The sequence below is a fragment of the Vibrio sp. QJM3NY_21 genome, from assembly GCF_057785975.1.
In genome coordinates this window covers 779107-799339 of the sequence record NZ_CM173513.1, presented here as the reverse complement: position 1 = coordinate 799339, position 20233 = coordinate 779107, and the positions used below count along the sequence as shown (strand labels likewise).

At 39.4% G+C, this 20233-nt stretch carries 17 protein-coding genes and 1 pseudogene; 9 read left to right on the top strand and 9 right to left on the bottom strand.

The window, feature by feature from the left end; translation table 11 throughout:
- The first annotated feature begins 135 nt into the window (after nt 1–135).
- On the top strand, nt 136–2070 hold the full coding sequence (locus AC3CID_RS03525; RefSeq protein WP_488526959.1) for a RecQ family ATP-dependent DNA helicase: 1935 nt from the start codon (nt 136–138) through the stop codon (nt 2068–2070).
- A 141-nt stretch (nt 2071–2211) separates the two neighbouring features.
- Here AC3CID_RS03525 and dinB (AC3CID_RS03520) read toward each other — a convergent pair whose 3' ends face one another.
- The 3 genes from dinB (AC3CID_RS03520) to AC3CID_RS03510 form a co-directional block, all read right to left on the bottom strand.
- The gene (gene dinB / locus AC3CID_RS03520; protein ID WP_488526958.1) at nt 2212–3219 is read right to left on the bottom strand and encodes a DNA polymerase IV; all 1008 of its coding nucleotides are present in this window, start codon (nt 3217–3219) and stop codon (nt 2212–2214) included.
- 174 nt (nt 3220–3393) lie between these two features.
- Complete coding sequence (dinB, locus tag AC3CID_RS03515) at nt 3394–4455, bottom strand: DNA polymerase IV (RefSeq protein WP_372096714.1); 1062 nt, start codon at nt 4453–4455, stop codon at nt 3394–3396.
- A gap of 476 nt (nt 4456–4931) precedes the next feature.
- Entirely contained in the window at nt 4932–5795 is an 864-nt protein-coding gene (locus AC3CID_RS03510) for an AraC family transcriptional regulator (protein ID WP_017102204.1), read from the bottom strand.
- A 587-nt stretch (nt 5796–6382) separates the two neighbouring features.
- On the opposite strand from AC3CID_RS03510, the gene AC3CID_RS03505 reads away from it, so the two are divergent.
- The 4 genes from AC3CID_RS03505 to AC3CID_RS03490 all read left to right on the top strand — a co-directional run bounded on the left by AC3CID_RS03505 (nt 6383) and on the right by AC3CID_RS03490 (nt 10010).
- Entirely contained in the window at nt 6383–6934 is a 552-nt protein-coding gene (locus AC3CID_RS03505) for a hypothetical protein (protein ID WP_102551159.1), read from the top strand.
- 107 nt (nt 6935–7041) lie between these two features.
- A complete protein-coding gene (locus AC3CID_RS03500) occupies nt 7042–8115 on the top strand; it encodes a hypothetical protein (RefSeq protein WP_248370524.1) in 1074 nt (357 codons plus the stop codon).
- Nucleotides 8116–8252: 137 nt separating this feature from the next.
- A complete protein-coding gene (locus AC3CID_RS03495) occupies nt 8253–8687 on the top strand; it encodes a GNAT family N-acetyltransferase (RefSeq protein WP_102551158.1) in 435 nt (144 codons plus the stop codon).
- Between the two features lie 426 nt (nt 8688–9113).
- Complete coding sequence (locus tag AC3CID_RS03490; RefSeq protein ID WP_488526957.1) at nt 9114–10010, top strand: DUF6236 family protein; 897 nt, start codon at nt 9114–9116, stop codon at nt 10008–10010.
- Nucleotides 10011–10329: 319 nt separating this feature from the next.
- Here the strand turns inward: AC3CID_RS03490 and AC3CID_RS03485 are convergent, their stop codons facing one another.
- The gene (locus AC3CID_RS03485; protein WP_488526956.1) at nt 10330–11049 is read right to left on the bottom strand and encodes a BTB/POZ domain-containing protein; all 720 of its coding nucleotides are present in this window, start codon (nt 11047–11049) and stop codon (nt 10330–10332) included.
- A 251-nt stretch (nt 11050–11300) separates the two neighbouring features.
- On the opposite strand from AC3CID_RS03485, the gene AC3CID_RS03480 reads away from it, so the two are divergent.
- A complete protein-coding gene (locus tag AC3CID_RS03480) occupies nt 11301–12191 on the top strand; it encodes a hypothetical protein (protein ID WP_488526955.1) in 891 nt (296 codons plus the stop codon).
- A gap of 201 nt (nt 12192–12392) precedes the next feature.
- Here AC3CID_RS03480 and AC3CID_RS03475 read toward each other — a convergent pair.
- The 3 genes and pseudogenes from AC3CID_RS03475 to AC3CID_RS03465 all read right to left on the bottom strand — a co-directional run bounded on the left by AC3CID_RS03475 (nt 12393) and on the right by AC3CID_RS03465 (nt 15143).
- A pseudogene (locus AC3CID_RS03475) lies at nt 12393–12743 on the bottom strand (regulator).
- A 457-nt stretch (nt 12744–13200) separates the two neighbouring features.
- Nucleotides 13201–14610: a DEAD/DEAH box helicase gene (locus AC3CID_RS03470; RefSeq protein ID WP_488518872.1), complete on the bottom strand. Its 1410-nt coding sequence runs from the start codon at nt 14608–14610 to the stop codon at nt 13201–13203.
- A complete protein-coding gene (locus AC3CID_RS03465) occupies nt 14610–15143 on the bottom strand; it encodes a hypothetical protein (protein ID WP_488518519.1) in 534 nt (177 codons plus the stop codon). Before AC3CID_RS03465 ends, AC3CID_RS03470 begins: the two co-directional genes overlap by 1 nt.
- A 101-nt stretch (nt 15144–15244) precedes the next feature.
- Between AC3CID_RS03465 and AC3CID_RS03460 the strand changes: the two genes are divergently transcribed.
- The 3 genes from AC3CID_RS03460 (at nt 15245) to AC3CID_RS03450 (ending at nt 16687) form a co-directional block, all read left to right on the top strand.
- Nucleotides 15245–15457, top strand: a complete 213-nt coding sequence (locus tag AC3CID_RS03460; RefSeq protein WP_372276220.1) for a helix-turn-helix domain-containing protein — start codon at nt 15245–15247, stop codon at nt 15455–15457.
- 296 nt (nt 15458–15753) lie between these two features.
- Nucleotides 15754–15960, top strand: a complete 207-nt coding sequence (locus tag AC3CID_RS03455) for an antitoxin Xre/MbcA/ParS toxin-binding domain-containing protein (protein WP_488526954.1) — start codon at nt 15754–15756, stop codon at nt 15958–15960.
- A gap of 250 nt (nt 15961–16210) precedes the next feature.
- Nucleotides 16211–16687 carry a hypothetical protein gene (locus tag AC3CID_RS03450; RefSeq protein ID WP_231897787.1) on the top strand — a complete coding sequence of 159 codons (477 nt, stop codon included), beginning with the start codon at nt 16211–16213 and terminating at the stop codon, nt 16685–16687.
- 210 nt (nt 16688–16897) lie between these two features.
- Here the strand turns inward: AC3CID_RS03450 and AC3CID_RS03445 are convergent, their stop codons facing one another.
- Nucleotides 16898–17455 carry a hypothetical protein gene (locus AC3CID_RS03445; protein ID WP_488518517.1) on the bottom strand — a complete coding sequence of 186 codons (558 nt, stop codon included), beginning with the start codon at nt 17453–17455 and terminating at the stop codon, nt 16898–16900.
- Complete coding sequence (locus AC3CID_RS03440) at nt 17448–20225, bottom strand: hypothetical protein (protein ID WP_488526953.1); 2778 nt, start codon at nt 20223–20225, stop codon at nt 17448–17450. The genes AC3CID_RS03445 and AC3CID_RS03440 overlap by 8 nt, the downstream gene beginning before the upstream one ends.
- Nucleotides 20226–20233 lie beyond the last annotated feature (8 nt).

Below are 20233 nucleotides of genomic sequence, written 5' to 3'. Positions count from 1 at the left end.
TGCTTTTCTATAGGAGCTACAGAATAGAATTAGGTACAATCAGGTGCAAGACATTTGATTCATCAAGCGACGCTATCATGAATGGACGCTCGCTTTATCATCAATACGACACTTAATAATTCAGGTAGAACATAAATGATTGAGCAGAAGTTAAAACAAGTATTCGGATTCGACTCACTGCGTAATGGGCAAAAGCAAGTCATTGATAATGTTCTATCTGGTCATTCGACGGCGGCCATATTCCCAACCGGATCAGGTAAGTCGCTTTGCTATCAATTGCCAGCGCTAGCATTGCCACATTTAACCTTAGTGATATCGCCACTGTTAGCTTTAATGAAAGACCAGCTCAGCTTCTTGCACAGCAAAGGCATTAGCGCAGCTGCAATCGAATCAAGCCAAGACAGACAAACCACCCAACAAGTGATGCAGTCGGTACGTAACGGAGACACCAAGATCCTGATGATCTCGGTTGAGCGTCTTAAGAACGAACGCTTTCGCCAGTTTATCTCCCAAGTACCAATCTCGTTACTAGTGGTCGATGAAGCGCACTGTATTTCAGAATGGGGGCATAACTTTAGACCAGACTACCTAAAGCTTCCCCAGTACCAAAAACAGCTCAATATTCCTCAGGTACTGCTGCTGACAGCAACCGCGACCACATCAGTTATCCAAGATATGAAGTCTAAGTTTGATATCGATGAGGAACGTGTTGTGGTTACGGGTTTCTATCGTCAAAACCTCGATCTGTCTATTCAACCTTGCGAACAAACCAGCAAACTAGAAACCTTGTGCAACGTCGTTAATCAAGCTTCTCTTGCTCCGACTATTGTTTATGTCACCCTTCAACAAACAGCAGAGATGGTGGCTCAGCAACTTCGTAACGCTGGCGTAAATGCTGTTGCTTATCATGCGGGTCTTAAGCCAGAAAACAGAGATGTAATTCAACATCAATTCATGAATGATGACGTGAACTGTATCGTGGCCACCATTGCGTTTGGTATGGGCGTCGATAAATCCAATATTCGCCGAGTCATTCACTTTGATTTACCTAAATCGATAGAGAACTACTCGCAAGAGATCGGTCGAGCAGGCCGAGATGGCCAGCCTTCAGAATGTATTCTTCTCGCCAACAAGTACGGCCTCAGTACACTAGAGAACTTCGTATTTGGCGATACGCCAGACAACATATCGATCCAAGCAGTATTGAAAGAAATCTACGAAAATCAAAACATTGGCGTTTCTGGCTCAAACCAATGGGAGATTATGCTTAACCAGCTATCACGTGAATCCAACGTTCGTCAGTTACCGCTAAAAACGCTACTGGTGTATCTTGAAATTGAAGGTGTAATTGAGCCGAAGTACAGCTACTTTGCTGACTACAAATTTAAGTTCGTTCGCCCGAAACAGCAGATCACCGAACAGTTCCAAGGCGAACGTCGTCATTTTGTCGAAGCGATTTTCCAGTGCTCGCCTCAAGCCAGAGTCTGGTGCCAAGTCGACTTCGATGCGCTGTGGACACATTTCCAGACAGATCGTCAACGTGTGATTGCGGCAATCGATTATTTCAATGAACAAGGTTGGATTGAGTTGGAAAGTAAGCAGATCACAGATGTATATGCGATCCACAACACCTCTGAAGACATGATGCAGTTATCGGAACGTCTAACTGAATTGTTTAAAGAAAAAGAGAACAGTGAAATAAACCGTCTTAACCAAATGCTGAGCTTCTTTGAGGCAGACACTTGTCTAAGCTCACGCCTAGCGAGCTACTTTGCCGATGATAAGGCACCAAAAAAATGTGGTCATTGCTCGGTATGCCGTGGTGAGGTGGCAATATTACCAACCGTCGATATTGAACCCGTTGACGACGAAACCGTAATGACATGGATTCATGAATTTGTATCTAAGAGTCAACAATTGATCACCGACGAAGCCATTACGCGTTTTCTATGCGGAATAGCAACCCCGCTTTCAACTAAGCTTAAAGCCAGCAAAATGGTCGGTTACGGAAAGTTAGAGCAGCAACCATTCAGTGATACCTTAGCGCGAGTTAAACAGCTTCCTAGATAAGGCATCTCACGTATTGATATAGAAACTGGCTAGGCTATGAAGTCTAGTCGGTGCTTATCAGTGCACATCTCATTACTCTATTCCCACTTATCCTCTATCCTCACCTACCCTCTATTCTTATTACTCTCTAAACAAGACAGACTAAAAGAAACTCAACTGACGCATTTGATCTTTGGGTTGTAGCATCACGCTCAAACCAAGCAGGCGTATTTCTCGCCCCTGTTGTCTTTTCAGTATTTCACTTAACAGTTCTTTGAAGTGTTCACGATCTAGAGAGGCGTGGATGTGTTCAATTGTGGTTTGTTGAAAGTCGGCGAACTTGAGCTTAATGCCCTGCTTGATGATCGCTTTACTTGGGCTGGCTTTTTCGAGACGAGTTTCAAGCTCAGGAAACAGCTTATCTTCGATCACCTGCCAACATTCCTCGTAGGTAGAAATGTTTTGAGTAAAGGTGCGCTCCACACCTACCGATTTTCGTTCACGTTCGATGATAACTTCTCGGTCATCAACTCCATGACTGCGCTTCCATAGTGATGCACCTTGACGGCCAAACCTGAGCAATAGATCGCGATAATCAGACTCCTTAATATCCTTACAAGTAAAGAAGCCTGCTTGATGCAGTTTTTCGATACTGACCTTGCCAACACCGGGAATCTTTTCGAGTGGGAGCTCATCAATCACGGCTTGTACGTCTTGTGGAGGAATCACAAACTGTCCGTTAGGTTTGTTCATATCTGACGCTACTTTCGCTAGAAACTTTATTGGAGCGATGCCAGCCGAAGCGGTCAAGTTGAGTTCATTCCAGATATCGTGACGAATCGCCTCTGCAATCAGTGTGGCCGAACCATGACATTGCTTGGAATCGGTGACATCAAGGAAAGCTTCATCCAAAGAAAGAGGTTCGATGATGGATGTGTATCGAGAAAAAATTTCGCGGATCTTTTTCGATATCTCGACGTAGACCGACATTCTCCCAGGGACAACCAACAGGTTGGGGCAAAGCTGCAGCGCTTTTCCTGTTGGCATTGCAGAACGAATACCAAACTTGCGAGCTTCGTAATTACATGTACTCAAAACCCCGCGCTGTTTTTCATGTCCCCCGACGGCGAGCGGTCGATTTCTATAAGATGGGTTATCTCGCATTTCCACAGCTGCGTGGTAGGACTATCGGGTAAAAAATGTAAATTTTAGTGAGATAATGAGCAAATAATTTTTAAAAATATATAGTTAAACTAAAAAATATACTTACATAATCCACTTACAGAAAATTCACGAGATTCGTAAGATAAATGCCTCGCAAACGCTTCATTTACACTTACATTTTCACCACTTGAGGGTCATCTGGGTGTTGGACTGACCTTCCTGAGGTTCTAACCCTACACTTAATCCAATAAGACGAATTCCTCGGCCATTAGCTCGCGCCCAAGCTTTTTTTAATAAAGCAGAGAAAAAAGCTTTATCAAGACTGATTTGTTTATGTTCAACCGTTGTTTGCTGGAAGTCATCGAATTTAAGTTTAAGACCCTGACGGATTATTCTTTTATCATGAGAAACCTTACTGAATCGTCTCACTAGTTCATCATATAGTGATTCAATAACTTCTAGGCATTCTGATTCAGTCAGAATATCTTGAGCAAATGTCCGTTCAACACCAAGGGATTTTCTAATTCTTGTTGGTGTTACCTCTCGACGATCAATTCCATGGCAGCGCTCCCATAGGGAACTGCCAAACTTACCAAAATGTTTGAGTAACATGTGTTGGTCGTAATTTTTAACATCAATACCTTGGTACAAACCAAGGTTATGCAGCTTCTCCAGTGTTACCTTACCAACACCGGGAATTAAGCCTAATTCTAGATCGTCAACAAATCTGTCTATTTCATCTGGAGTTACGACACAAATTCCGTTTGGTTTATTAATATCGGAAGCGACCTTTGCAACAAATTTGATAGGGGCTATTCCGGCACTGGCCGTAAGGTTTAATTCTGATTCAATGGCCTTTCGAATATCCTCTGCGATTAATGTTGCCGACCCCCTAAATAGTTGAGAATCTGTCACATCAAGGTAAGCCTCATCAAGCGATATAGGCTCAATAAGGTCGGTATAACGAGCAAAGATTGCATGGATCTGCTTGGATACAGCCTTATACTTTTCCATATCTCCACCTATAACCATTAGATTTGGGCATAGTTTCAGAGCATGAGCGGTCGCCATTGCAGAGCGAACACCATATTTTCGCGCAATATAGTTACATGTTGAGATCACACCACGCTGATTCTGGGAGCCACCAATCGCCAATGGTATATCCCTTAACTCAGGATAATCTCTCATTTCAACTGCGGCATAGTAACAGTCAAGGTCTATGTGTATGATTTTTTTCAGCATTTTCATTACACCCAAAACACAGGCAACCAAGTACTTAAAGTCACCATTAGCTTTATGTTACCCAAAAGCTCATTACAAACAAACTGAGCTCCACAAATATCCTCATTATTATACTGTATATCCAACCAGCTATCGAGAAGTGTATCTACAAAGAAAATTTGCCAGTGGGAGTAAGGATGCTTACCATCACAGAATTTTCGGCTAAGTCACTAATTTTACGACCAATAGTAGAAACCTCGCTAAGAGCCAAGACTTTACCCTACGTCTTTCTGGGTCATAGATACTGTAAAGATGTGAGTCACTTTTGCCCCGAAACGCGTTAACGTAATTACTCAGAAGAGAACCATGTCACTGAAGTCGCCTTATTTTTCCTCATGGTTAGCAACAGAGAAACCGCAATAAAAAGCACCTATACCAAGCAACATGTAACAAATCGGCGGTGGTTTGATACGCTGACCACCGCTCATAGCCACATACTATTTAATTGGTAGGTAGATCTCCGTTAACAACTCACATTCATTTACTTCATGAACAAAATTTAAGTAACGGAAGTAACAAGGGTAGTCTCTTAATTCTTCTTCACTATTTGGCAGCCATTTTTGATATAAGTGATAAACGGTATCGCCAATGCTGTCATGGCTTCCTTTATGGACTGCCATGGCGCACCTCCCACTTGGTATTGTTCCAGATTTAATTCCATAGGCATTATCTGGAACCTCTCCTTCGTGCGAGCCACAGATATCAAACTGAAACTGATCATCTGGCGTATCGCTTGGGTCTGAGTGAGGAATACCAAATGTTTCGCTGGTTTTTATTGGAGATAAACCTGTTGATTTTCGCCAATTTATAAACTTAGCTGCTGTCTCGTATACTAGTCGTGGGCTACCTTTATGTTCAATTAATGCAACTTCTCTTTTTTCGAAATCTACGATTTGAACATCCATTACACTTTCTCCTGTTATTGGTGGATGATATTCATACTTTGAGTGCCAAGAACGCCACTCAGGCTGATTTCTAAATTGGGAAGGTGTTTGCCCAAATATCCTTGAAAAAGCACGGGTAAAAGCTTCTAGGCTTTCGAATTGAGCTTCAAAAGCAATATCAGTAACACTGAACTCTGACTCAAATGCTAACCTAAAGGAAGCTCGTTTCATTCGTGCAAGTAACACATACTGCATAGCACTGATCCCCATAAACGCCTTAAAGATACGGTGAAAGTGGTACTTTGAACTGGCAGCCACAGTACTGAGATGCTCAAGTGAGAACTCGTCGTCTAGGTTACTATCTATAAAGTCGCACACTTTCTTTATCTGTCGTTCATGACGTTTTATCACGCTCATTGTTTTTGATACTCCAACTCAGAAATCGTAGAGATGATACCCACGAAGATTTAATTATGCCTGATTGAAATTGCTGGATGACGGCTAGAATAAAGCTTATGGAGGACGAATAGGTATGCTTAGTTACCACAAACGCACTTTTTAACTGCATGGTACTCAGTGCTTACTTCAGTCCAGAGTTTTATCAGCAGTGATCATCGTTAGCAAAGTTCTGCCCCAAAGTGAGCCAGAGAGGGATTGAACTCAGATTCAAACTCAGGAACTTGTCTTACTTTTCCTCATGCCTAAAGTTCTAACCCACTAGACCACTAGACCACTAGAGACTGATCTTCAAACACAATTACGCACGAATACGTTGTTAAAGTGTTTCTAAGCTATTGAATAGTCGATAACTAAATGGAAGTTCTTCAGTGATAACGTGCCTTGAATTGGAAGCAATGTGTGTTTGCACGGTTTGCACCTGAAAAATCGGATTTATACTGCATTATGTTCTTATTTTTCAGTTGGTTAAGTAATGGGCTTGGGGTACACTGAAAGTGTGAATCCGTGCCTGCACGATATTAAAATGTTAGTGCTCTAGGAGAGTTATGAGCGAAAGTTCTATTAAAAATATACGAAACGGGGTAATTGCTTCAGTAATTGCTGGTATCATTTTGTTGCTAATACCCACTGTACGTAGTTATGCCAGTTATGCATTGGATTGGATATGGTCTGGCGTTAAATGGCTTTGGAATAGCCTTTTTGAAAATTATTCTTTCTCAGGCTGGTTTTTATTGATTATCTTTGCATTTGCTATAATTGGCTTCTTAACAATTATCTTTGCTATTAAAAGTAATTTCGACGCGCCTGAACACTCTGACTACAAGGAAGGTTCAATCTTTAACCTAAAATGGCGTTGGAGTTGGAGCGGACACGAAATTACTAATTTATGGTGCTTTTGTCCCTCGTGCGATGCAACACTTGTTTATGATGATAGCTCTAAAAATAGTTTTTATGAGCCAACCGTAACTCACTTTATATGTGAAAATTGCTCAAATACTATCAAAGGAACAATTACTGGTGGCGCTAAATCATATGCGCTTGGAGCTGTTCGCAGAGAAATAGACCGAAGAATCAGAACTGGTGAACACGAGCACTAACAAGACGCTCAAGTCTGATTCGTGAACGCGTGCCGATTTCGCTTCGCTCAAATTATGGCACACGTGCACTCACAGCTTAGCTTAGCGTTAGGCGATTTGAGGGAAGTATGGAAGCAGTAATATATCAAGAAAGGCTCTGCGACTTTAAAGAAATTGAAAAGCTTTTGATTGAGTCAAAAGTTTTGCTCAATCCCTATGGAATTGATTCTGACCATGCATATAAACTTGAAAATTATTTATTGAACAGTAACCAAAAGGTTAGCTGTTTGCTTGATAGAAATATCGTCTCATATTTAATTGACTTGGTTAAAGGTATTAATTTGTCGCCAGACTTTGAAGCAAGCCGTTGTCATAGGCTGACCGCCGCTCTTCAAGCCTTTTTCAATGCTTCAAACATAAAATCTGAACCGGGTCTTTCATATCATGAATACATTGAGAACTCTTCTGTCGAACGTGCAGATGAAGAGCTAAGCTATTTCCGTTCAGCAGATAATTTGGATGCAAATTTATATTTGGATATTGCATTAAATAACATTAACTCTATCCCCTCTGAAGTTGCTCCTCGCTATCAAACAGGCGAGTTGGCTAACTTTGATACGGAATGCCGTGTCAAAGCTTTTGAGTTCAATATAGTCGTCATCAAAAAGGGGCTGAGCATTCGTTCTAAGTGCAAAAACGATTATGAAGCTGTGAAGTTATTATTAGAATGGATGTTTGAGGAGTATGTGTTTTGTGCTCCTGCATTTTTCTTCATGGCGATATATTTTAGTGGCGAGAAAGTTCCTAAAATGCTCAAGTCTAACTCAATGAAAAGCGTCAGGAATGCTGGTTGGGATTTAGCACTACTTCAGCACTGGCTAACATTAGCTAATAAAGATCCTGAACAGTTGTGGCTACTGGCTAGCATGGACAAAGCTGTTGCCAAAACAGCAAATATGATGCTTCCTCGCTCTACTGAAGAGCCAGAAGATTACTTTGACAGGCTTGAACATACATTCTCTACTATGTGGGGGAAGAAATATGGTCATGGGAGTAAACTTTTCCAAAGGTTTCGTTATTGGCAAGAAAATGCGAGCAGCCCTAAAAGAAAAACTAACCTTCCAGAAAATAGGACATCTGAGTATATGCTGACTTTGAGAGAGTCAGTGCACGAGGAGTATCTGCGTGCAACAATCGCCTAACAATAAATTCAAGCAGATTCGTAACGCTCAGCATTTTTGCTTTGAATCAGCTTAAGTGTTTACGGCACAATAGTTTAGGTGGGTGGTAGCGTTACTCACTACTTAATTTGGCGTTTATGTCTCAAGGATGGAGAGTAATGCAAGGATACAAAGTAAGCACAAACAATGAAGGCCTCGACTTTGAGTTTATCTATAAATTTATTTCACGTAGTTATTGGGCTTCTGAGATTCCAAGAGAAACTTTGAAAAAGGCGATATCAAACTCTTTTTGTTTTGGTGTTTTTACTGACACTGGCGATCAAGTTGGCTTTGCTCGACTCATAACAGATAGAGCTACATTCGCTTACCTTGCGGATGTGTTTATTGACGATCGTCATAGAGGGAGAGGTCTGAGCAAGTTGTTAGTGCAAACGATAGTCGAACACGCTGATGTAAAAGGACTCCGTAGGATGGTTTTGGCTACTAGGGATGCTCACGGTCTCTATGCTCAATTCGGTTTTAGACCAGTAGAAAATCCAGAGATATTAATGCAAATCTGGCAACCGAATGTCTATCGTGACCAAGAGGCATAACAAATAAGGATTAAGGTGTTGCTAAGCCAACACTAAATTCCGAGTGTTGAACAAGCCTGAAGCCACTTTATTAAGTAAATTATTCGATGATGGTCGAGGGGCATTGCGCCGTGAACTGGTCTATTAACGCATGGCACCAAGTTAGTGACTTTCCATACTTGTAGTTATTCATGAATTGCTAATTTAGCAAAACCACTAACACAGAAATGTCCAGAGGCTTCATAGATCTGAAGTTTTACTCGTGGCACTTTTCTCTCAAAGTACCACTAGCTCAGATCTGCCCCTTTTTTAATCTCGATTATTGATAAGCTTAAGCACAGATGCCTTCGCCGAGCGCAAATTTTAATATGTAGACTCAAGCGGCTTTTGCAACTAATTGCTTAGGGGTTACAATGTCCTTTTATCTATATGGTTATGGGGAATATGATGGAAAGAGGTGTTATTGCGTTACCGATGAACATTCAGTACAACATGACAGGTTTGTCATTCAGTTCGAAACTAACTCCTGAGATGGTTAGGTACTATATGTTGTACTGGGACAAGATGATTGTTCCCGACAACAACCTCATATCTTTCGGTATTCCCGACCAAGAAGACCTCGTCGCAACAGGAAAAGTTCTGAGACCTAAATTGAGCTTTGGCAATGGACGATACTCTAGCCAAGATATTGCTGATGCAATGCTATTAGAGCAAGCTGAACTAGCTAAAATGTTCAACAAAGATCCTAATGTTGATTGGCTTATTCATCAATCTGATTGTAATCAGTTCTACTTACCTCCTGAGTTGTCCGAGCAAAACGATCATATTCGTTTTGGCTTGACTAACGTGCTTCCTGTTCCTGATCGTTCGGTGAATATTAACGAGATACTTGAATTCAAAGATTACCGAAGTGACGAGCTAGGTGATTTACATAACTGCATAAATGAAATGTATAAAGAAGTGTTATCTGCACCCGATCAAACTCTTGAGGGCAAACAAGCAATAACTAGATTTCAAAACTCGATCAATAACCTTGACCAAGTATCAAAGGAAAGATTCCGTATTTTCAATAAGTTTGATATTGACGTTCAATACAAACTTTCTGGGAAAGACCTAATTCAAACAACAGGTTTGGCTAACCTCGGGGGGGCAGCATTACCGGCTTTTGGAATCGATATGTTCACAGGTTATTCTTTTACTATGGCAACTGCGGTTGGTGCTCTTGCTGGATTTGTGTCTGGTTTAGAAGTTTCTGTGTCAAGAGGCCAAGCATTGAAAGAGCCCACCAACAACCCATTAATGTACCTGTCTAAAGCATCAGAAGTTGGAATAATCACGATTTAAGGCTTGTAGTGATCTGAACCAGCAGAACTGGACACCTCACTGAGCGACTTTCCGATAGCAAAAGTTATCCGAGTTTTTCTATTTTACGTGATCACATATTTTACGTGATTACTCTAAGAAGGCTTTGTTCAAAACCAGTTTAGAGCATTTGATCTAAATAGTTTATGCCCCACCTTTTACTCATTCATATCCTGTTCATGGGGTTTTGTCCTACTAGAAGTTATCCATTCTTCAAATGCTGTTCGTCGTGAATCCCCGTGTTGTATCACGGGGGTAAATTCGACCAACTCAACAGAGTGCGCTTAAATGGCTTCAATAATTATGAACTAAGTGATTTTTTTATGAAGTGGTTTTCGTTATCAGTTTCAAGAACGAATAAGCACTGAAAATACTCATTTTCTTCTATTTTATTTGGTTCACATATTTTTATTAAGTTAAGAGCAAGTATGCTATAGCGGTTATACCAGATAAAGTACTCTGTACAGACATGAGCTTCCTTCTCGTCTTCTGTTTCAATTATCTTATGATTCATCATATGGCTATACGTATAAGCACATTGGACAAGAACGTTTACACTCCCAAGAATGGAATGAGCAAGCTTCAACATCTCTTGCTCTTCTTCGTTAGTAAGAACCCTAGTTGTATGTGCGTACGCTTGTAGTATTTCAACAATTTTTTTCCCTTCTAGCTCATTGTGAAAATTTTTATTGTTTACTCGAAGATTGATTTTTTCATCGAAAGCCTCTTTAAACCTTAAAAGTTTATCTTTATATGAGTCCACTTCAATTATAGCGACATTTTTCCTGTAATTTTTTCGTTCAATTTCTAATGTTTTATAAACAAACCATGCCGCTATTCCTGAAGCAGAAAACGTAAGTGGCCCAATTATTACACCGCTAAAGAATGTTGAAAAATGTGCCCAAGGTTCAGGATCATTGCTTATAGGAAGTTTATAAAAATTCATGATGTATAGCCCTAACCAAATCACAGCCCAAGATGTTACAACCCAGATTAAAGCTACTGTCTTATTTTTTTTCATTGATAATCACTTTTAATAGTCATAAGGACAAATTGTCAAACAGACACAAACCACCTCGATTGAGCATGGTGATTTCTATGAATTATATTGATTTAAGTTCTTTGACAATAGTTCTTTATAGTCCTACCAAGAAAGAAATCAATGTAGGTTCAGATAAGTTTAATAATTACTTCGTCTAGTTAAGATTATCTTCCCCTGCTAGTTAGAGGTGATTATACTTTGCATAGACTAAGTAATCAGAGGTTTAATTAATGAGTTCGAATTTTTTCGATCCCCATAAGAGTTTTTTAAGTCTTAATGTAGTGAGAGTAACAGCGTTTGCTCTACTTTCCTTTTCAGTATCAATTGCAATCACAATAGCTTGTAATTCAAACCTTACGTTTAATTGGAGTTATGACGGTTTCAATCTATTTTTTATGGTTTTCAAATTCCCTCTTTCTATTGCCGCCCTAATTATTCCAGTAATCGCTTTGCTTGCAGCGAACCACCGTTCAGAACAAACAAAGGAACAAATTCGCGTCACCAATGAACAGAATGTATTCTCCAACTACTACAAACACATAGATGAATTCACCAAGTACCTATCTCAACGTGTAGATAAAGAGATTGATTTAAGATTTGCTCATAACAATATCTACCCAGATGCGCCGACTGGCAATTATGCGATTAATCCGTTGCTATTAGCTTTACTGTCAAGACTTGACCTAGTTGTTAATGAGATTGAAAGCTCATACACTAACGCTATAGATTCAAATTTGGATCAGGAAACCCAGAAGCATTACTACAAAATAATTTGTGACCTCTATGACTTTATGTACAGAGATAGCCAGGACTATGTGAATTTTCTGGCTGTCAAAGCTAACTCACAATACTCAAACTCTTATCTTTATCAATCTATGAGTTTTATTTATGTGTCTCGACTGGTAATTGAAAAAATAGAATTACTTTGCAAATTTTCTATCGATTACGCTTCCCCGATAAAACGATTAACATCGATACACCTCGATTTAAATAAGATCTATGTACAGACAACGCCCGACAGTCAAAAGGGATTGGACATGGGGGTCTCAAAAAAAGAAGACCAAACATTAGAACAAGCAACCACAAAATTTATGGGATTTGTACATAAAGCTTTAGAATAAAGTAAAATAAAAAAGCCGAACCCTCTCGATAAAGGTTCGGCTTATTTCTCCTTGATATGACCAAAAAGGAGGACTGACTAATCCACTAAACAAGGTATATCTTTGTGCCAGTCAAGGTAACCATATCAACGAAAGATTACCTAGTTAACTGATGCAACCTAGACTTTGAATTCGCATTGATAAAACCATACTTTTCTAATCCTATTTCTTAATATTCGCTATCGCCCTAGCTAATCCAAGTAGGTGTGTTGAAGTCTTAATCTCTAACTCTGATTGAATCCCCAACTGCTAGTATTTGTTGTGGCTTCACCACTTGGCCTGTCGACAGCTCCATACTGTCGTATAACATTTTGAACTGCACCCAATCTTCACTAATGCTAAGTTCTCTACCTTTGGCCATCCGCATAAGTCTTGTGCACTCAGGAGGTATTGGTTTTCCCTCATCTCAAGCTGTGACTGTTCTCACAGTTTTAAAACACAGTTCAGCGACTTCGTCATTTAGCACTCTAACTCTCGAAAAATGTAATTCTTACTCATTTCGCGATACTTCAATGAGCCCCCCCTAAACACAAGAGGTTGACTGATTTTACAAGGTATGCACCATTAAACATAATCAGACAAAGTGCGCACTGTACAAAGGCGTATTAATTGGCAAACTGGCCTTATAAAAAGTTATTCATGAATCACTAATATTAGAATCCCTGAAACTCAATTTATGTCCATCTTTGAGCTAGCTCATAGCTTATTCTGTGATATGTGGCGAATTTCAACCTAAACGGTGTCGGTTGAAATTGGCCGAGTTTTATCATGTTATAAAGAAAAGCTTGGGCTTAGTAGCTATGAATGTTACTGCCCGAATGGAACATGAATTAGCGGTCTTGTATCACGACTTACGTCTATGACGTGTTGGTCTGTTTCCGCTCAAAAATGTATATTTTAGAGTCGGTTATTACGCTAGTGGCTTTGCGATTAATAATATAACCTGCTTATTTATTGGACTATCGACGGATTAATCTTGATAACGAAATACATCAACAATTTGCTGTCTAAAGTCACCAACGATATCAAAATAGTGGTTGTTAGATTCAGAATTTTGACTCATTAGGTTTGCTGATTTTTGATCTTTTTGAGTTGTTCGTGATGCTTCCCATCTATCCATATCGAGTGAGTCATCTTGGCGAGTGTCGTTGGATGGTTGAGGTTCATGCTTCTTTGGGAGCGTCGAGCTTTTGGCATCTATGTGTTTGTGATGTAAGACATTGTGTTCAGGGATTTCTTCAGCAACTCGGTGTGCATATTTCACTAAGTTGGGCTCGGCGAAGGTGTACAACCACGCTTCTTGGTTCAGCCCTTGGTTTATCCTCAATATACGGCCTAATACCTGCCTAAAATAAAGCTCTGTTTTTACGTTGCTTAAGTGACAACAGACTTGAAGCCTTGGAATGTCGGTTCCTTCACTGATCATTCCCACACTGACGATCCAATCAGTATCATTGCTTCTAAAATCATCAATAATGCTTGGTGGGTCATCATGCTTATAAGTAACAATAGCCGCTTTCTTTTTAAACTCCCCAGAAATAATCGCATGTAATCTAATCGCATGTTCGATGGATGAAGCAACCACTAATCCCGCGGCATTCGACTTCTTTTGTTGAATGGCTTCTAGTGTTGCTATGCCAGACTTTATTAGATACCTCATGCAGGTATCATCATTGATGATGCTTTGATAGCGAGCACAAGGTTCATCGAGATAGTCACTAATGGATGAGAAATAGCGAGCTTCGGATTCGCTAGAGGTAGCTGTGATCTGATCGTTATCTACTAAAACAATATTGGGTAAGCGGCACACGCCATCTTTAACAGCTTGGCTTAACCCATATATATAATCGCATTCAATTTTTGTATTGGCGGTGTTATAGCTCGATAAGCTAATTGGTGCTTTATCTGAACGCCATGGCGTACCGGTTAGTGAAAGCGTGTAACGGGCATGAGATTGAATATGTTCAATAATCGTTTTACCCCACGCATTTGCCTCCGCAATATTTAGTCCTGCACAGTGGTGAATTTCATCAAATACCACCAGTACACGATGGTTTCGCAATAGTGTCCAAAAGGACTCATCAAAGAACGGCAAACACTGATAGGTGTACGAGGCTCCTAGAGCGCCGATAACGCCATCAAAGCGACAATTAAGACGAGCCTTAAAGGTGCGCGACAACCCTTTAGATATAGCGGAAGAAGGCGAAAAACAGAGTACAAAATCAATTTTATCTTTTTGAAATAGTCGGGATGCGACTTCTGCAGCCATGACGGATTTTCCCGCCCCTGGTGTAGCGAGGCAAAGAAAGTGATGTTGGCCTTTTTGGTAACGATTTAAAGCTAACTCTGTACACTCAGATTGCCATTGTCGTAAAAGCATCATGAGAGGGTTAATGCCATTTTGATGGCTCGTATTTCCCCGACGAGCTTTGAGCTCTGTACTTTAGTTTTATGCCTTACATCATAAAGGCTTTCTTTTAGGTGGGGGAACTGAGAACTCAGGTCCTGATAGGTTTCAAACTCATGTAAGCATGCCAAGAAATCACTTTCACACTGTTCTAGCCTTTCTTGAAGTATGGCTTTAGGGAGCGCTAGCTTGCTTTTACAAGGTGTTTTTTTTTGGCAAATAGTTTGGTCATCCCCAGTGGTTTCCCATGATGTTTTGGAAAATAGAGCTGTCTTTTGGTACGTAGCTTTCTGACCTTCATCAACGCATACCTTATTGAGTAATTTTTTCTTCACTAGACGTAAGATATGTCGATATACAAATCTTCTTGCTGTTGCTTTATCGAGCTTTGGATCAGAAAGTACCATGAAGCGATCTCTAAGTTCTAACACAGAGAAATCATCAAGTTGTTCTTCAACGAGTATTTGATAGAACTGCTGAATTAAGGTGATTGGCTTGCTTGGCATTTTGTTGACCAGAATTTCGAGTTAAACTTTTAATGCGGATTATAGTCCGTGGCTTTGTATACCGCAACTAAGGATAGTTTTCATTTTTACTTGGACTAAAAATGAAAGACTTAGCGGTTAAATTTGGCATGAAACTACGTGACGTGCGCAAAAAAAATGGCATATCTCAAGATAAGCTCGCATTGATTGCTGACATCGATAGAAGCTATGTTGGCCGTATTGAACGTGGAGAAGTGAACATCACATTAGAAAAAGTTTATGGTTTAGCGCAAGCATTAGAGTGTAATGTTACTGAATTACTACCAGGAGCTTAGTTATTCGGAATCGTCGGTCATCGTATTCAAGAAACGTAGTGCTCCCCATTAAGTATCCTGTATACACTGTTTCTTGAAATATATAATTATCGATCGGTCTCTGTGATGTACGGAATGCTTAGTTGGCTAACGATCACAGAATAGTTATGAGTTAGTTCAATAGCACTAGCTCTGTTTTACCTCATTCTTGTTGAGATCATTACTATCTATCAGTTTGTGAATCATTATTTGGCCTATTTTTCTTAATGTAGGTATGGTGTATAAGACCTATCACATAAACTTAGGCGGGGTTTAAAGTGAATAAAGAAACCAAAAAGAATTATGACAAAGCATTTCTGACTGCGCTAACACTCTTTGGAAGTGAAGACGCCGCTAATCATTGGTTCAAGAACCCAGTTCGAGGACTGGGTAACAAACGACCAATTGATATGCTTTCGACAGCCGAAGACACTAAGGTTGTAATCGATTTTATCGGCCGTTTAGAGCATGGAGTGTTTTCGTGAGATTTTTATCCGTGGTACTTTCTAGCTCGAAAGTGTCCAGAAACGTTTCAGCGAGTGTCGTAACTCGCCTCTGTCCAGAACCTTAAAAGTCTAACACTTTACTCATGATCAAAATTTATTGTCCACCGACAAATATAACGAACGCATAAGTACAAGTTTGATTTAGAATGTTGGTATGAAAGTAGTACATTGATGAGTCATGATTTACTCTACCCGAAGAAGTAACTAGAACAACGACGCTGAGTTTAGATTGAATAAAAATAAAAAATGCAACTTACCCGAACATCACATTACTCCTGAAAATTTTGTGCATCATGCTTGGGAGATGGACTTTAGAATCTCTACTGCTGACTCATCAGTACTTCACTCTGATTTCATTAAACATACCTCATTACTCGCCGAGCAAAAAGGTATCGGTGTTCACTATTTAGATTTTTCAGAATATGACTCAGCAGCTGCAGCATTCTCCGCAAAAGAAAATTCAAGATTTCTTGAAGCTATCGAAAATGGAAGCAAAAAAACTTTGTTATGGTTTGTTAATTGCGGATCACTGGCTCCTTTAAATGTTGATGTTACGTACTCTCTCAGAACCATTTTGACGACTAGGTATGGAAGCAACACACAATCAGTATTCATAACAACTAAAGCATCATTATTAAAGATGTTTGCAGATCGCGAAGCCCCTTTTTACCAAAGTCACTTTAGGTTGACTGGCTATGGTTGCTAGCTTTGCAGATCACTTATCATAAAACGTGTCTTACTTTTAACTTCCCGGAAAAATACTCTCTGAAGTAGAATTTCAGCACTTCATTTGCATGTACGATGTCAGTACAAGACATGCTTATAGGGCTTTTAAGTCTATTTCCTTGACCACCTCGCTTGATAACGTAACGTTGATGGGCGCATTAAAATAAAGTTAACTTAGCTAAATAGGAAGTTACAACCCAAGCTTCACTTTCAAATCCAAAGGTATTTTATCAACAGCTAAATCAAGAACATCTTTTGTCGTTTTAGCTTTCAACTCACTCAGTTCTTTATCGATATTTTGATGAATCTTAACGATTAAGTCTTTTTTCTTAGCTCTAATACCTGTGTTCATTTGTCTGCGTCTTTGTTTTAACTGCTCTTTTCCATAAGACTTTAACAAATCAGAATTGGTTTCATCAAAAAAGCCCAGAATCATAGGGCTAAATTTTGACATTCTAAAAATGCTTTGTGCACTGACTCCCAAACTTTTAGCCACTTCAGATTTTGTTATTTGATATAGTGATTTAGGAGTTTTTTCATTGGCAATCTTTCCATAGTTTTTAATGTTCTTTTCTTTTTCTTTTTTAAGTTCCAAGATCATTTCCCAGGACCTATAACTTGTATGACTCTCATTACCGACAACCCAGTCAGGTTTAATAAGAACCTCAGTCCGAGCACTAACCTTATCAAGGTCATCAAGAAATTCCTCACTCATCAGTTCATCTAAATCAAAGTCTGTCTTATCCATAATTCAACCTATCTTGTTCCAATTTAGACTCAATAGCACTTATCGAATTTTCAATAGCACTCAATATCTGTCCCACTTGTTCTTTATTTGGAGCAGTTGCCTGCAACTCTCTGATTCTCTTGTAGCCGGAACGGAGTGTTGGAAGGTGATTTTCTAACATAAATCCCAATGCATCCTTATTGAGAGCCTCTTTGACCATCGGTTGAATTGCTTCCCAAATCCCGCGAATATGACCTTTTGTAATAACTGAATTTACACAATGAAGACAAAACTCTGGCTTAGCGTCCTGCGGGTTTATGCTACCAAACTTGGCACATTTCGCACGCTTCTCACTACCTTCCCTAGGGACACAAATAGCAAAAGGACTTGGCTCAATGGTAATAATACGACGGTTAATCGTTTCTCTTAACGCTTTAACTTCACTTTCAGAAATCGCTTTTGTTAAACTCTTGGCTTTTTTTACGTACCTTGCAAAACCTCCAAGATACTCTTCTCCAATCTTATCAGCATCAAGCAGTAGCATTTCAACTATAGAATTAAGATAACGCTGCCTTGCTACCTTAATTAGACCACGTGCATCCTTATCTCTAAGGTAAGCCATAAAAAAAGAGTTATCTAGATGACAAAATTGATGCTGAATAACAGCTCCGACATCTCCTTGGTAGCGAGTTAATACGGCCTCGGCCCATACATGCCGTAAAGAATGACAGGATGGGTAACGAACTCCTTCAAGTAACTCATTCATAAGATCTGAAATAGATTTGGTGTCTAGTACCACGACACGAGAACGAAGCAGTGACTTAGTAACATCTGACAGATAAATTTCAAACAAACTCTGATGTTGTTCATCAATTGCTTCACCAGTTTGAATATAAGATTCAAGTGACGCTTTCAGCTCTCGTTGAGCTTTGGGGGACTTAAAAGATGTAAAACGTAACCTTTTATCCCAGTCTTGCCTTACTTTAATAGCTGTTGTTAGTAGATGCGTGTAACTAGCACTCCCAACCCTATAACGCGCACTCAATTGTTCTAAATCTTGTATGTCACGCTCATCAAGCGTATTTTTTTTATGTAATGAATCTAGCTGTATTGCATCAATAAAAGGCTGATAATTTAATACGAAAAACTCCCAGTTGGACTTCACTCTCATTTCAATAAACATCCCTGATTCGTTTGTTCTTTCCTTAACGAATGTAGGCTCGTACAGACATGGGCCACCTTCTACAGGGGAAAATGCGTCATTAAGTTGAACGGCGATTTGGTAACACTGAGAAGTAATTTCCCTGTTGATTTTTGTTGATTTATTAGTTTTAGGTACAATCCATTTCAGTTTAAAGCGAAAAGGAATATACGAATTATCAAGAATATCTTGATTTCTTTCTATATGAATGGCGTCAAGTGGGAAGCCAAATTCACTTTTTCTGTAACCCAACCAAGCAGCAACAAGCGTAAGCATTGAGTGAAACACTCTGTTCAATTCAGCCCTAAAGGATCTATAATTAGGTCTAGTACCTCTTTCTAGAATCCTACTACCAAAATCTACTATATCTCTCAAAAAATCTATTTTACTTAGCTTTTGGGTCTCCGTTATATCATCCATTTGTGAATACACTTCATCAACATGCACTTCTGTCAGGTTTCGAATGTCTAGAAAACTCTTTTCGAGCGAAGATATATACCCTGCCCACACTTCCTCCGGTGATTTATGACAGCCTAAATCATAGAACTTCTGGAGCATTAAAATCCGTATAACTTCAACGACATCAAATCGCATCCCCAAACCTAATTTCAAGGCCAATTCTTCTATGCATTTTTCATTTAGTGACATAGCTTTATCAAATTCAGCTAAATACTGAGAATAGATAAATTCTTTTACTTCCTTAAAAAGGTCATTATGACGAACGCCTCTAGTAATCATGGTGTTACTTTGTAAATCATAACTGCTCATCGCAGATACAATCACACCTAGGAGTCTTGAGTATAAGCCTTTATCTCTTTCTCTAGTTAGGCCGTACTTTGAAATAAAGAAGGTAAGGGTCTTTTTATAAATGATTGTGTAGAGATAATCTTGCTGATAATTCTGCCTGAGGTAGTCAATGTAGTATTGACCAAGCTCTAACCCCAAGAAATTGAAGCTGCCTCCCTTTCGATATTCATTTAATGTAATATTGAGAGTAGAACGGCACACATCATCAAGTTTGGACTCAATTTTTTTCTGTGTGAGGCTTTCATCAATAACCCCAATAACACCTAACGATTTAAGGTGATTGCGAATTTTAGCTAGAGGCAAAAACTTGATAGCCCCGTTATAAGATGGGGGTGACAACCGGTTGTAAAAACCATTTTCATTTACCGATTGGATTAAGTAAGACTCCCAGAATGCATCTATATTACTTGAATCAATCATTTGGTACTGTGAAGCATTTAGAAAAGCAAAAATATGCTCTATCATTTGCGGAATAGCTGTAGCGCCATAGATATTTTTTTCGGGCAGAGCTGCAACAAAAAACAGCTTGCCGTACTCCTTCGCTGAAAGCGAATATCGGAGCCCATCAAGGCATAATGTAGCTGCCACATCACGATTTACATGAGGACAGTCTAAAATTGAAAAATCAATCTTAGTTACAGATTTAACAGTCTTATGATTAAAATAAACTGCATCATCAAAAAGAGTTCCTTTCCCAACAAAAAAATCAGGATGTGCTATCAGTTTTTTATTTTCACTTTCCCAAAAATCACAATAACGACTATCAAGCTTCTTCACCTCCATAATAAATC

Bases quoted from the DNA above. Each gene is read 5' to 3' on its own strand.
- dinB (WP_372096714.1), bottom strand. From the start codon at position 4,455: ATGCTGAAAAAAATCATACACATAGACCTTGACTGTTACTATGCCGCA.
- AC3CID_RS03485 (WP_488526956.1), bottom strand. From the start codon at position 11,049: ATGAAAAAAAATAAGACAGTAGCTTTAATCTGGGTTGTAACATCTTGG.
- AC3CID_RS03505 (WP_102551159.1), top strand. From the start codon at position 6,383: ATGAGCGAAAGTTCTATTAAAAATATACGAAACGGGGTAATTGCTTCA.
- AC3CID_RS03440 (WP_488526953.1), bottom strand. From the start codon at position 20,225: ATGGAGGTGAAGAAGCTTGATAGTCGTTATTGTGATTTTTGGGAAAGT.
- AC3CID_RS03500 (WP_248370524.1), top strand. From the start codon at position 7,042: ATGGAAGCAGTAATATATCAAGAAAGGCTCTGCGACTTTAAAGAAATT.
- AC3CID_RS03470 (WP_488518872.1), bottom strand. From the start codon at position 14,610: ATGCTTTTACGACAATGGCAATCTGAGTGTACAGAGTTAGCTTTAAAT.
- AC3CID_RS03525 (WP_488526959.1), top strand. From the start codon at position 136: ATGATTGAGCAGAAGTTAAAACAAGTATTCGGATTCGACTCACTGCGT.
- AC3CID_RS03480 (WP_488526955.1), top strand. From the start codon at position 11,301: ATGAGTTCGAATTTTTTCGATCCCCATAAGAGTTTTTTAAGTCTTAAT.
- AC3CID_RS03460 (WP_372276220.1), top strand. From the start codon at position 15,245: ATGAAAGACTTAGCGGTTAAATTTGGCATGAAACTACGTGACGTGCGC.
- AC3CID_RS03465 (WP_488518519.1), bottom strand. From the start codon at position 15,143: ATGCCAAGCAAGCCAATCACCTTAATTCAGCAGTTCTATCAAATACTC.
- AC3CID_RS03445 (WP_488518517.1), bottom strand. From the start codon at position 17,455: ATGGATAAGACAGACTTTGATTTAGATGAACTGATGAGTGAGGAATTT.
- AC3CID_RS03510 (WP_017102204.1), bottom strand. From the start codon at position 5,795: ATGAGCGTGATAAAACGTCATGAACGACAGATAAAGAAAGTGTGCGAC.
- AC3CID_RS03495 (WP_102551158.1), top strand. From the start codon at position 8,253: ATGCAAGGATACAAAGTAAGCACAAACAATGAAGGCCTCGACTTTGAG.
- AC3CID_RS03490 (WP_488526957.1), top strand. From the start codon at position 9,114: ATGGAAAGAGGTGTTATTGCGTTACCGATGAACATTCAGTACAACATG.